Source organism: Shewanella sp. 0m-8, assembly GCF_052977265.1.
Window position 1 is genome coordinate 21690 of sequence record NZ_JBRIMB010000025.1, and the last position, 13683, is coordinate 35372.

Genomic DNA, 13683 nt, shown 5'->3' on the forward strand with positions numbered 1-13683 from the left:
TTATTTTTTGTTAGCTTTCTCAACAGCTTCGTCGATTGAACCAACCATGTAGAACGCTTGCTCTGGAAGGTGATCGAACTCACCCTCTAGAATGCCCTTGAAGCCACGGATTGTGTCTTTAAGAGAAACGTACTTACCTGGAGAACCGGTGAATACTTCTGCTACGAAGAAAGGCTGTGAAAGATATTTTTCAATCTTACGAGCACGGAATACAGTTGTCTTATCTTCATCAGATAATTCATCCATACCTAGGATCGCAATGATATCTTTCAGCTCTTTATAGCGCTGAAGTACGGTTTGAACACCGTTAGCAACATCATAATGCTCTTGGCCAACAACCTGTGGATCTAGCTGACGTGAAGTCGAATCCAATGGGTCAACCGCTGGGTAAATACCCAGTGAAGCAATGTTACGTGACAATACAACAGTCGCATCTAAGTGAGCGAAGGTTGTTGCTGGTGATGGATCCGTTAAGTCATCCGCAGGTACGTAAACGGCTTGAACAGAGGTAATAGACCCTGTCTTAGTCGATGTAATACGCTCCTGAAGTACACCCATCTCTTCAGCCAATGTTGGCTGGTAACCTACTGCTGATGGCATACGGCCTAGCAGTGCAGATACTTCAGTACCTGCCAAGGTGTAGCGATAGATGTTATCAACGAAGAAAAGAACATCTTTACCTTCGTCACGGAACTTCTCAGCCATTGTTAGACCAGTCAGTGCCACACGTAGACGGTTTCCTGGAGGCTCGTTCATCTGACCATATACCATGGCCACTTTATCTAGAACGCCAGAATCTTCCATCTCGTAGTAGAAATCGTTACCCTCACGAGTACGCTCACCTACACCGGCAAATACTGATAAACCAGAGTGTGCTTTAGCGATGTTGTTAATAAGTTCCATCATGTTGACGGTCTTACCAACACCAGCACCACCAAACAGACCTACTTTACCACCTTTAGCGAATGGACATACAAGGTCGATAACCTTGATACCCGTCTCTAAAAGCTCAGTAGTGCTTGATTGATCTTCATATGAAGGTGCTTCACGGTGGATCACATAACGATCTTCTTCACCGATAGGGCCCGCTTCATCAATAGGCTCGCCCAATACGTTCATGATACGGCCTAGAGTCGCAGACCCAACCGGAACTGAAATAGGTGAATCTGTGTTTGTCACCTCAAGACCACGACGCAGACCATCTGAAGAACCCATAGCGATGGTACGAACTACACCACCACCTAGTTGCTGCTGAACTTCCAGCACCAAGCCTTCACTTTTGATCTCTAGAGCGTCATATATCTGAGGTACGGCATCATGTGGAAACTCAACGTCCACAACCGCGCCAATTACTTGGACAACAGTACCTGTGCTCATGATTAATCCTCTAAAACTTGTATTCGTTACCTAGCCTAAACAGCAGCAGCACCAGAAACAATTTCCGACAATTCCTGCGTAATCGCAGCCTGACGGGCCTTGTTATAGACTAACTGCAAGTCACCGATAAGTTCACCAGCATTGTCAGTTGCAGCCTTCATAGCAACCATACGGGCCGCTTGCTCAGATGCAATATTTTCAACAACGCCTTGATAAACTTGAGATTCAACAAAACGAACTAGCAAAGTATCTAACAATAACTTTGGATCCGGCTCGTAGATATAATCCCACTGATGAGTAAACTCATCTTCTTCTGACTTAGGCAAAGGTAGCAGCTGCTCGATCACCGGCGTTTGCGTCATAGTATTTACAAACTTGTTGAATACTACGTACAAACGGTCCAGCTTGCCTTCGTTGTATGCTTCTAGCATCACACGTACTGTTCCGATCAGGTCAGCTAGCTTTGGAGCATCGCCTAAACCTGAAGCAGAAGCAGAAACAGATCCGCCAAAGCTATTGAAGAATTGCGCACTACGTGCACCAATTGTACAGAATTCAACTTCTGCACCAGCTTCACGCTGCTTCTTCACGTCTGCGACAACCTTCTTGAAAAGGTTGACGTTCAGACCACCACAAAGACCACGGTCGGTTGACACAACAATGTAACCAACACGCTTAGCTTCTCGCACTTCCAAATAAGGATGCTTATATTCGAGAGAACCTTGCGCCACGTGACCGATCACCTTACGCATATTTTCTGCATATGGACGACTAGCAGCCATGCGATCTTGTGCTCTACGCATTTTGCTCGCGGCAACCATTTCCATTGCAGACGTGATCTTCTGAGTGTTTTGAACACTCGCGATCTTGGTTTTAATCTCTTTAGCGTTGGCCATCTTTACTCTCCAATTCTGGACCTGAGGTGCCAGAGGCACCTCTAAATTTTACCAGGTTTGGGTTTCTACGAACTTGTCCAAGCTAGCCTTCAGCTCACCTTCGATATCAGCGTTATAATCGCCAGTATCGTTGATGGTCTTCATTAGGTCAGCATGTTCACTGTTCATGAAAGAGAGCAGAGACGCTTCGAAGTTACCAACTTTGTTCAGCTCAACGCTCTTCAAGTAACCTTTTTCAGCTGCGAAAATAGACACAGACTGATCAGCGATACTCATTGGAGCATATTGCTTTTGCTTCATAAGTTCGGTAACACGCTCACCATGCTCAAGCTGAGCACGAGTTGCATCATCTAAGTCAGATGCAAACTGTGAGAACGCTGCAAGCTCTCGATACTGTGCAAGAGCGGTACGAATACCACCAGACAGTTTCTTGATGATCTTAGTCTGCGCCGCACCACCAACACGAGAAACTGAGATACCTGGGTTAACCGCTGGACGTAGGCCAGAGTTAAATAGGTCTGTTTCAAGGAAGATCTGACCATCGGTAATCGAAATTACGTTAGTCGGTACGAATGCAGAAACGTCACCCGCTTGAGTTTCAATAATTGGTAGAGCAGTCAAAGAACCAGTTTGGCCTTTAACTTCACCTTTAGTGAACTTCTCAACATACTCGGCGTTAACACGTGAAGCACGTTCCAACAGACGAGAGTGAAGATAGAATACATCACCTGGGTATGCTTCACGTCCTGGAGGACGCTTAAGAAGCAATGAAATTTGACGGTAAGCAACTGCTTGCTTAGACAAATCATCATATACGATTAGTGAGTCTTCACCGCGGTCGCGGAAGTATTCACCCATTGTACAACCAGAGTATGGAGCCAAATATTGCAGTGCAGCAGCTTCAGAAGCTGTAGCAACAACAACAATGGTGTTCGCCAAAGCGCCGTGCTCTTCTAGCTTGCGTACCACGTTAGCGATTGTAGAAGCCTTTTGGCCTACCGCTACGTATACACACTTAATGCCAGAATCTTTTTGGTTGATAATCGCGTCGATCGCAAGAGCGGTTTTACCGATCTGACGGTCACCAATGATCAATTCACGTTGTCCACGACCGATTGGGATCATAGAGTCAACGGCTTTGTAACCAGTTTGCACTGGCTGATCAACTGATTTACGCTCAATTACACCAGGTGCAATTACTTCAACAGGAGAGAAACCATCGCTATCGATAGGTCCTTTACCGTCAATTGGTTCACCTAGAGTGTTGACTACGCGACCTAATAGACCACGGCCAACAGGTACTTCCAAAATACGGCCTGTTGTTTTAACTTTGTCGCCTTCTGCCAACGTGGCATAAGGGCCCATTACTACGGCACCGACAGAATCACGTTCTAAGTTCAACGCGATTGCAAAACGGTTACCAGGCAGCTCGATCATTTCACCCTGCATAACATCGGCTAGGCCGTGGATGCGGATGATGCCGTCACTTACTGCAACGATAGTACCTTCGTTGCGAGCTTCACTAACGACTTCGAACTGCTCGATCCGCTGTTTAATCAGATCGCTGATTTCAGTGGAATTCAGTTGCATGCTCAAACTCCCAATTACGATTGCAGTGCATCAGACAGACGCGAAATTTTTCCGCGGACCGAGCCATCAATGACTAAGTCTCCTGCCGTGATAATTACACCAGCAATAAGGCTGGTATCTATGCTGCAATTTAGCTTAACTTTGCGTGCTAGACGCTTCTCTAAAGAAGCGCTCAGCGCTTGTAGTTGCTCTGAGGTTAGCTCAGTAGCTGAAACAATTTCTGCTTCAACTTCTTTCGCGTACTCACGTTGCATCTCAACATATTGTTGAGCAACAGCTGGTAGCACAACTAAACGACCGTTTTCAGCCATTACCTTTAACAGGTTCTGAACTTGCTCGTTGATTTGCTCACCACAAACTCCAATAAAGAGTTCGGCAAGCTTACCGCTGGCAATAGAGCCAGACAGTAAAGGCTGCATAGTTTCGTTTTCACTCACTAATGCGGCAAAGCTTAGCATTTCAGCCCAACTCTCTACTGCTTTGTGTTCAAGAGCTAATTCAAAAGCTGCCTTTGCGTAAGGACGAGCGATGGTGGTTATTTCAGCCATAACTCAAGCTCCTTATTTAAAGTTCAGCAACAAGTTTATTAACTATGTCACTGTGTGCGGCTTCATCAATCGAACGTTCAAGAATTTTTTCTGCGCCAGCAATTGCTAGTACAGCTACTTGCTTACGCAAGTCTTCTTTTACGCGATTACGTTCGTTTTCAATTTCAGCGTGTCCCTGAGCAATAATTTTCGCTCGCTCAGTATCAGCTTCAACTTTTGCTTCATCAACGATTTGAGCTTTGCGCTTATTAGCTTGCTCAATGATTTCGTTTGCTGTTGCTTTTGCGTCTTTTAGCTGCTCTGTTGCTTTAACCTGAGCCAACTCTAAATCTTTTGCAGCACGTCCTGCATCAGCTAGACCATCAGCAATTTTCTTCTGGCGTTCTTCGATAGCGTTCATCAATGGCGGCCATACAAACTTCATGCAAAACCACACAAAGAGTAGAAAAGAAATCGCTTGGCCTAGCAGGGTAGCGTTAATACTCATAACGACAACTCCTTCTAAGGGGGACGATTAGCCTGCTAATTGACCTAAGAACGGGTTAGCGAATACGAAGAATAATGCAACACCAACTGCAATCATTGAGATCGCATCAAGTAGACCAGCTACAATGAACATTTTAGTTTGAAGTGCAGGGGCAAGTTCTGGCTGACGAGCAGAAGCTTCTAGGAATTTACCACCTAGAATAGCAAAGCCAATACCAGTACCTAGCGCTGCTAAGCCGATCATAATTGCAACAGCTATTGCTGTAAAGCTAATTACAGTTTCCATTTTATCTCCGATAAGTATTTAATTTTAATAAATTAATGGTCTTCATGTGCCATGCTTAGATATACAATCGTAAGCATCATGAAGATAAACGCCTGCAGCACAATTACCAAAATATGGAAAATGGCCCAAGGCACTGATAATGCAAACTGTGCCCACCAAGGCATCAGCGCTATCAGAATAAAGATCAACTCACCTGCATACAGGTTACCAAACAGACGAAGCGATAATGAAATCGGCTTCGCAATCAGGGTAACTGTTTCCAAAACAAAGTTAATTGGAATCAGAGCCCAGTGATTGAAAGGCTGCATAGTCAGTTCTTTAGTGAACCCACCAAACCCTTTAACCTTGATACTGTAAAAAACAATTAACGCGAACACACTTAAAGCTAAGCCCAAAGTTACGTTCAAGTCAGTTGTAGGTACAATCTTTAGGTAAGGAACGCCTAATAATCTGTTTGCGGCCTCAGGTACAAAGTCAACAGGGATCAAGTCCATTAAGTTCATCAGGAAAACCCAGACGAAAATAGTAAGACCTAATGGTGCAATAACCGCGTTCCGCCCATGAAATGAGTCTTTAACGATTTTATCAACACCTTCCACGCACATTTCAACAAAACATTGAAGCTTGCCTGGAACACCAATTGTTGCCTTTTGTCCTACTTTGTAGAAAACCCACAAAAATAGAACCCCTAGACCTACTGAAAACAAAAGTGAGTCAATGTGCCAAGTCCAAAATCCCGCATCTTGACATGCATGGTTAAAAGCAATTCCACTATCCGTAGAACACATTTTCGCATTAGTCAGGTGATGCTGGATATAGTCGGAAGCCGTTATAGTTAACGTATCATCCCCAGTTGTCGCCATGATTAATCTCACTTAATTTTGTTTGAAGTATAAAGGGGCTGTCCAAGGTACGACTAACACTAATAAATAACTGACGAATAACGGCATAAATGACGATTTCATCAAGCCAAATGCAAGCGAAAATAACACAATGGTTAACAGCAACTTTACCGCTTCCCCCAGGAAAAAAGACCGTACGACCTTTCCTGATGCTTGTGCTCCCGCATGGGAGAAAGCTAGGGTTGCGAACACAAAATTAGGGAGTACTGCAATAGCACCACCTGCCAAAGCAGATGCGCCATACGGCCCCCCCCACATAGCAAAAAAGAAAACTGAAACACATCCAGCCATCGCTGCCTGTAGCAAAACTATTTTATAGGCTGACCACCGGCCACGACGCGCTAAAACCTTGCTCAATTTACCTTCTCCGCATTATAACTTCTTGTTTCGATGACCGGATTACAAATATCCGTATAAACCCGAGGTACAAAAAGCTTGCGAAAGTATACCGTTTCAGACATTCAAAGCAAGTTTAAGTAGTAGAAAAAGGAGACTTTTAGCGTGATCTACGCCAAAAGTCTAAAAGTGTAAGATTAACGAATGTCACAAAATTACATAATATCGTGTTAACTTCGTTTTTTTAGCGGATTTTGCTGATAATACCCTCTAATTCAGCCAGATCTTGATAGTTAATTACCATTTTACCTTTCCCTTTCTTGTTATGGGTAAGAGTGACCTTAGCGCCTAACCTTTCAATTAGTTGGGTCTCTAAACGGACTACATCGTGATCTTTAGCTGGTTTTTCAGCGATTTCAGTTTGATTTAAGGTTTTATTCACTAATCGTTCAGTTTCACGAACGGTTAATTCTTTCGCGACGACTAATCGAGCTAGATTTGTTTGCTCATCACCACCGATGGCAAGCAATGCACGACCGTGGCCCATATCGATATCGCCGTACTCAAGCATACGCTTTACAGGCTCGTTTAAACCATTAAGACGCAATAGGTTCGATACCGTTGCACGAGACTTACCAACTGCATCGGCAATTTGTTGGTGGGTCAGATCAAACTCTTCAATGAGGCGATTTAATGCAATGGCTTCTTCCATCGCATTTAGGTCTTCACGCTGAATGTTCTCAATCAAAGCAATAGCAACAGCAGCCTCATCAGCCACCTGCTTTACAATACAAGGAATTTTCGTCAGTCCTGCAAGCTGAGATGCACGCCAGCGACGCTCACCGGCAATAATTTCATAGCTTTCAGGCGAGATTTTACGCACAACGATTGGCTGAATAATACCTTGAGCCCGAATAGACTCTGCAAGCTCTTCTAATGCCTCTGATGACATATCTTTACGCGGTTGATACTTACCAGGTTGTAACCTATCAATATCTAACGTAATTAAATCGTCGTTTTTAATATTTTGTTCAACTTCAGTCGCAGTAATAGGTTCTGCGCGCTTACTTGCTGCTTGGCTTGTGCTTAGTAATGCATCAAGGCCTTTACCCAAGCCTCTTTTTTTCAGTGTCATTTTTTATCCTTAAACTTGCTCAGCCTGGGTGAGTTGCTCTGCTCGACGAATAATTTCGCCAGCGAGAGCTAGGTAAGCTTTAGCCCCTGCGCTCGATTTATCATAATACATCGCTGGAGCGCCAAAACTTGGTGCCTCAGCCAAACGAACATTCCTTGGGATCACTGTACGATAAACTTTGTCACCGAAGTGCTGTTTTAGCTGATCGGAAACATCATTAGAAAGTCGGTTACGGGGATCGTACATAGTACGCAAGATCCCTTCTATATGCAGACCCGAGTTAACCATAGCACCAAGTTTACTAATGGTATCCATTAGTGCCGTAAGGCCTTCCAGCGCGTAATATTCGCATTGCATAGGGACTAAAACAGAATCGGCTGCTGACATGGCATTAACCGTTAACATGTTTAGTGAAGGCGGGCAGTCAATAAAAATGAAGTCATAATCACCTTTGATAGGGGCAAGAGCATTACGTAAACGAACCTCACGGGCATAGAACTCCATGAGCTTAATTTCCGCAGCAGTAACGTCACCATTACCAGCAATGAGATCATATTTACCGTTAGTATCTCGGCAAACAACATCTGCAAAGGGTTTTTCTTCAACCAATAACTCATAAGCGGTGTTTTCGACAGTATATTTATCGATGCCACTCCCCATGGTCGCATTACCTTGAGGATCGAGATCGATCAACAAAACACGACGTTTAGTCGCCGCAAGAGAGGCCGCTAAATTTACACAAGTTGTTGTTTTTCCGACGCCACCTTTCTGGTTGGCCACGGCAATCACTTTACCCACAATATCACCCTGTAAGTCACTTTTATTAGATTCCAGTGTGTTGTTTAACCCTGGAAATTAGCGCACTAATCTAATGGTTATTAGTAACAAATTGCTTGAAGCGCCGAAAGATTGCAACTCTTCTGTTCGCATTATCTGCAACTACTGGCTTCACCTAGTCCATTTCTATAGCGACTTAGATAAAATAAGCTAACGGTCATCAAAAGGTGACAACCGCATTAAAAATTAATCAGCCTTGCTTGATGACACGCAATAAATGACGCTGTTCATCCAGTTTTGGCACTTTAAGTTCAAAGACATCGGTTACCACAAACCCAGCTGGCAATTGTGACATTTCTTCTTCACTCAATTGCCCCTTAAGCGCATAGAAACAACCATCCACTTTGGGTAAATGGTGGCACCAGTGCAGCATATCTTGGATTGAAGCGAACGCACGGCTTAATACGCCATCAAATAGCTCTTCAGGTTGGTAAGCCTCAACACGGCTTTCTATTGAAGAGATATTATTGATACCTAACTCAAACTGTACCTGTTTTTGGAAACGGATCCGCTTACCCAAGCTATCGAGTAAGACAAATTCTTTATCTGGGTTTAAGATCGCGAGCGGGATCCCTGGTAAACCAGGACCTGTGCCGACGTCAATAAAACGCGATCCCTTAAGGTGAGGCGATACCACTAAACTATCCATGATATGACGGATTAACATCTGCTCTGGGTCACGTACAGATGTCAGGTTAAATGCCTTATTCCACTTGTTAAGCATGCCGACAAAGTCTACAAGCTGCTTCTTTTGCTGCTCAGTAGCAGTCAGGCCAACTTCGGCCATATAATCATTTAATTGGGCAGATAACACAGTTTGTGTCCTCAAAATAAAGCGAATCAAAAATCAATCAGTATTATGAATCGCAGAAAAGATGAAAGGAAGCCTCAAAGCTTCCTTTTATCATCCAAAACGACCGAATATGTGGAGAATTAAGCGCTTTTACGTAATAGACCACGTTTTTTCAGATGAACCAATAGGATTGAGATTGCCGCAGGGGTCATTCCAGAGATCCGTGAAGCTTGGCCAATCGTTTCAGGCTTGTGCTCATTCATCTTAGCAATCACCTCATTCGACAAACCCGGTACTTCTTGGTAATCCAAATCTAGCGGTAGCAGGGTGGTTTCATGACGAATAGCTTTATCGATTTCACCTTGCTGACGTTGGATATAACCTGAATACTTTACCTGGATCTGCACTTGCTCTGCAGCGCGTTGATCTTCGAGTCCTGGACCGAAACCATCGATAGACATCAACTTTGGATAATCCATTTCTGGACGACGCAGCAGATCTTCAAACGTTGCTTCACGAGTGATCGGTGTATTCAAATTCGGGTTAAGCGCTTCAACTAGCGGTGAGTTTGGATGGATCCACTGACCACGTAAACGCTGTAGTTCAGTTTCGATCGATTCCATTTTCTCACTAAACAATGCCCATCGCTTATCGTCAACCAAGCCTAGCTCACGGCCTTTTTCGGTTAATCGTAAGTCAGCATTATCTTCACGAAGCAGCAAACGGTATTCAGCACGACTGGTAAACATACGGTACGGTTCTTTGGTACCTAATGTCGACAAGTCGTCTACCAAAACACCTAGGTAGGCTTGATCTCGTCGTGGCGCCCAAGATTCTTTACCTTGAACCTGTAGCGATGCATTCATGCCCGCTAACAAGCCTTGTGCCCCAGCTTCTTCATAACCGGTAGTACCATTAATTTGTCCCGCAAAGAACAAACCACTAATGGTTTTAGTTTCTAATGAGTTTTTAAGATCGCGAGGATCAAAATAATCATATTCAATCGCATAACCAGGACGCATGATCTGTGCGTTTTCCATACCTTTGATTGAACGTACTAAGTTCAACTGCACGTCAAAAGGCAAACTGGTAGAAATACCGTTTGGATAGATCTCGGTGGTATTTAATCCCTCTGGTTCAATAAAGATCTGATGCGATGTTTTGTCTGCAAAGCGATTGATCTTATCTTCGATAGAAGGGCAATAGCGTGGACCAATACCTTCGATAATCCCTGAGTACATTGGGCTTCTGTCTAAACCACCACGAATAATATCGTGAGTGCGCTCATTGGTATGAGTGATATGACAAGAAACCTGCTCAGGATGATCATTTACATCGCCGATAAATGACATCACAGGCAATGGATCATCGCCTTTTTGCTCTGTCATTAGAGAAAAATCTATGGTGTTAGCGTCAATGCGTGGCGGGGTACCCGTTTTTAAACGTCCCACACGAATTGGTAATTCTCTTAACCTATTGGCTAACGCAATTGCAGGTGGATCACCTGCTCGGCCGCCGCTGTAATTTTCAAGACCAATATGGATTTTACCACCTAGGAATGTACCAGCAGTAAGAACGACTGCAGGTGCTTCAAAGGCTAAACCCATTTGAGTGACGGCACCAATGACTTTGCCATTTTCGACTACAAGATCGTCTACCGCTTGCTGGAAAATACGTAAGTTTGGTTGGTGCTGTAAAATTTCTTGGATCTTGTGTCGGTAAAGTGCTCTGTCTGCTTGTGCACGAGTTGCACGAACAGCTGGCCCTTTACTCGAGTTCAATGTTCGAAATTGAATACCTGCAAAATCGGTAGCAACGGCCATTGCTCCACCTAACGCATCAATTTCTTTGACTAAGTGTCCTTTACCTATGCCGCCGATAGCAGGGTTACAGGACATCTGTCCTAAAGTATCTATGTTATGGGTCAGTAAAAGTGTTTTGGAGCCCATTCTTGCAGAAGCTAACGCCGCTTCTGTACCAGCATGACCACCACCAACAACGATTACATCAAACCGTTCATGAAATTGCATTCGACAGCCTTCGATTTGTAAAAGGATAAATTGTTTCTGAGGGGATCATTTTAGCATTTGCTTCGCTTAAGGTGAACGATCTATTTTGCTTGTTTTGATCAAGGTGGATCGCCTTAATAGATCTTAAGATCTTTATATAGATCTCTTATTATGTTTACTATTAGGATCGCACTTTTCGGTGGATAACTCTAATTCCTCTTTAGATTTAGTAGTTTACAGCAAAACGATCCTGTGATCTGATCGCGATCTAACTGGCTTAAGCTTGGGGATAGATCGCCTACTTATCCACAAGGTGGATCATTGAGCAGATCGGGTGTGAATTAATACAGACGTTGATCAGATCAAAATAATAGCTTATCCACATATTTATTAAATAAAAGAGTTATATGTGGATAAGTTAGATCTAATCTGTGCGTTACTAAAAAGATAACCCGTAAAGCTGAGATGAAAGTCGATCTTAAAGTTGATCTTGCCAGCCGCTAACCCATGATAATGCTGGATCTTCTGGGATTGGATCGTATTGCACATCGATCTGGATCTTATCCACATAGACTTGTGCACCGCATAGGTTAAGCTGATCGACTAATTTTTCTGGGCCCTGACAAAAAGTATCGTAGCTAGAATCGCCGATGGCACATAAGGCGAATTTTATTGCGCTAAGATCGGGCTTTTTGGCTTGGATCTCGTCGAAAAATGGCACTATATTGTCGGGCAGATCACCCGCTCCATGAGTTGAAGAAACAATTAACCAGAGTGAATCCTGGCTAAGATCGCTCAAATTTGGTGTTAAATGCACGATAGTTTCATGGCCTAAATCGCCTAATTGATCGGATATTTCATCCGCTACATATTCAGCGCTGCCTAGTGTGGTGCCGACTAAAATGTCTACTTTTGCCATTATTTGTCCTAATTGTTACTGTCGAAAGAGCGCTAAGTTTGCCAATACCCTTGTTTTATTAAGAGCAATATTAAGGGCAAATTATAGATTATTGGCGCTTATTATTTGCGTGCATCATAAGTTAAATTCAATTTTGAATCTTGTAGCTTGACGTGATTTACGCTGAATTGAGCCAGTTAAATGGCAATTTTTGGGTCCAATAAAGCCCAAAGCAGCCATTAGAAACGCGAGTTAAAGCTGAAGATAAGCCAATTATTAGGTTTATTCGGTGTAAAAATAGAACTGTGATGATGATTGAATCCAAAAATATAGCCTGTTGCTGTTGTTATGTTGTTGCTCTAGCGCTTAGATCACGTTTGTTAAAAGCGGATAAAGGTATCTTGATCGGCTACCTAGGTTAATAAAATTATAATTATTAGGATCTGAATAAAATGATAAATAAAATAATTCTCGATACTGATCCGGGGATTGATGATGCAATGGCTATCTTGTTTGCTGAAGCTCACCCAGCTATTGAACTTATGGCCATTACCACTGTTTATGGTAATGCCACTATTGAGAATGGAACTAATAATGCGCTGTTTTTAAAAAGAAAGTATGGTTTTAAGGCTGATGTAGCACAAGGGGCAAGTCAACCCATCGTGCGCGATCCGGTTGGGCCAACTGTTGTTGTGCATGGTGAAACAGGCTTTGGTGATGTGCATGCCCCAAAAGAGTTGGGTGTGACTGCCGATCCTCGTCCTGCCTACCAATACATTATTGATAGCGTTAAAGCGGAACCTGGTGAAATAACCTTAGTTGCGGTTGGGCCATTAACTAACTTGGCGTTAGCACTCGATGCGGCGCCTGAGATCGCAGGCTTAGTAAAAGAAGTTGTCGTGATGGGTGGCGCCTTCGGTGAGAATAATCATCGTGGCAATGTTACTCCTTATGCTGAAGCAAATATCCATGATGATCCGCATGCGGCTGATATCGTCTTTACCGCACCTTGGCCAGTCGTTGTTATCGGTTTAGATGTAACAGAGGAGAGCTTCTTTACTAAGGACTTTCTTGATCAACTTAGAGATGACGCCGCTGAAGTGGGTCAGTTTATTTGGGATATTAGTCGTTATTATCTTAAGTTTTACTCTGAAAAAGTCGGTTTAGAAGGTTGTCATGTACATGATCCATCAGCCATTGCTTATGTTATTAATCCTTCTTTATTTACCTTAAGAAAAGGACCTATTCGCGTTGTGACCGATGGGCCGGCAGAAGGGCTGACAATTCAGAAGTTTGATGGACGTGTCTATCCACATGATGATTGGGAGCTAAAACCTGTCCAGCAAGTCGGGGTAGCCGTAAAGGATGAGGCATTACTGCAGCTTTATCGTGAAACCATTATTGAATATGGTCATAGAAGCTAATTGAAGTTGCTATTAATGCTTGATGAGTTTCATATTATCGGTAATGCGCAAATAACCTAACTAAGCGGGAAACTCCCCGCTTTTTTATTACCCATTTCTGCTTATATCTATTGATATTTCATCGCGACATTCAATATTTCGCTCAGTATCGACGACTGTTCGATAG

Annotated in this window: 14 protein-coding genes; 1 reads left to right on the forward strand and 13 read right to left on the reverse strand. The window is 43.4% G+C overall.

Annotated elements, in window-relative coordinates; translation table 11 throughout:
• The 13 genes from atpD to mioC form a co-directional block, all read right to left on the reverse strand.
• The gene (gene atpD, locus ACVBIO_RS12835) at window positions 1-1377 is read right to left on the reverse strand and encodes a F0F1 ATP synthase subunit beta (protein ID WP_447161619.1); all 1377 of its coding nucleotides are present in this window, start codon (window positions 1375-1377) and stop codon (window positions 1-3) included.
• 35 nt (window positions 1378-1412) lie between these two features.
• Entirely contained in the window at window positions 1413-2273 is an 861-nt protein-coding gene (gene atpG, locus ACVBIO_RS12840; RefSeq protein WP_447161620.1) for a F0F1 ATP synthase subunit gamma, read from the reverse strand.
• A gap of 48 nt (window positions 2274-2321) precedes the next feature.
• Entirely contained in the window at window positions 2322-3863 is a 1542-nt protein-coding gene (atpA, locus tag ACVBIO_RS12845) for a F0F1 ATP synthase subunit alpha (RefSeq protein WP_220764212.1), read from the reverse strand.
• A 14-nt stretch (window positions 3864-3877) separates the two neighbouring features.
• A complete protein-coding gene (gene atpH, locus ACVBIO_RS12850) occupies window positions 3878-4411 on the reverse strand; it encodes a F0F1 ATP synthase subunit delta (protein ID WP_447161621.1) in 534 nt (177 codons plus the stop codon).
• A 16-nt stretch (window positions 4412-4427) separates the two neighbouring features.
• Window positions 4428-4898: a F0F1 ATP synthase subunit B gene (atpF, locus tag ACVBIO_RS12855; RefSeq protein WP_110458822.1), complete on the reverse strand. Its 471-nt coding sequence runs from the start codon at window positions 4896-4898 to the stop codon at window positions 4428-4430.
• Window positions 4899-4925: 27 nt separating this feature from the next.
• On the reverse strand, window positions 4926-5183 hold the full coding sequence (gene atpE, locus ACVBIO_RS12860) for a F0F1 ATP synthase subunit C (protein ID WP_012157432.1): 258 nt from the start codon (window positions 5181-5183) through the stop codon (window positions 4926-4928).
• Window positions 5184-5215: 32 nt separating this feature from the next.
• Window positions 5216-6046 carry a F0F1 ATP synthase subunit A gene (gene atpB / locus ACVBIO_RS12865; protein ID WP_447161623.1) on the reverse strand — a complete coding sequence of 277 codons (831 nt, stop codon included), beginning with the start codon at window positions 6044-6046 and terminating at the stop codon, window positions 5216-5218.
• 12 nt (window positions 6047-6058) lie between these two features.
• Complete coding sequence (locus tag ACVBIO_RS12870; protein ID WP_447161624.1) at window positions 6059-6442, reverse strand: ATP synthase subunit I; 384 nt, start codon at window positions 6440-6442, stop codon at window positions 6059-6061.
• Between the two features lie 223 nt (window positions 6443-6665).
• Window positions 6666-7556, reverse strand: coding sequence for a ParB/RepB/Spo0J family partition protein (locus tag ACVBIO_RS12875; RefSeq protein ID WP_447161625.1), 891 nt, complete (start codon window positions 7554-7556; stop codon window positions 6666-6668).
• A gap of 9 nt (window positions 7557-7565) precedes the next feature.
• The gene (locus ACVBIO_RS12880; RefSeq protein WP_447172768.1) at window positions 7566-8354 is read right to left on the reverse strand and encodes a ParA family protein; all 789 of its coding nucleotides are present in this window, start codon (window positions 8352-8354) and stop codon (window positions 7566-7568) included.
• A 229-nt stretch (window positions 8355-8583) separates the two neighbouring features.
• Window positions 8584-9207, reverse strand: a complete 624-nt coding sequence (rsmG, locus tag ACVBIO_RS12885) for a 16S rRNA (guanine(527)-N(7))-methyltransferase RsmG (RefSeq protein ID WP_447161627.1) — start codon at window positions 9205-9207, stop codon at window positions 8584-8586.
• Window positions 9208-9326: 119 nt separating this feature from the next.
• Window positions 9327-11216, reverse strand: a complete 1890-nt coding sequence (gene mnmG / locus ACVBIO_RS12890; protein WP_447161628.1) for a tRNA uridine-5-carboxymethylaminomethyl(34) synthesis enzyme MnmG — start codon at window positions 11214-11216, stop codon at window positions 9327-9329.
• Window positions 11217-11673: 457 nt separating this feature from the next.
• The gene (gene mioC / locus ACVBIO_RS12895) at window positions 11674-12114 is read right to left on the reverse strand and encodes an FMN-binding protein MioC (protein WP_447161629.1); all 441 of its coding nucleotides are present in this window, start codon (window positions 12112-12114) and stop codon (window positions 11674-11676) included.
• A gap of 431 nt (window positions 12115-12545) precedes the next feature.
• Here mioC and ACVBIO_RS12900 point away from each other — a divergent pair, with 431 nt between their 5' ends.
• Entirely contained in the window at window positions 12546-13517 is a 972-nt protein-coding gene (locus ACVBIO_RS12900; protein ID WP_447161630.1) for a nucleoside hydrolase, read from the forward strand.
• Window positions 13518-13683 lie beyond the last annotated feature (166 nt).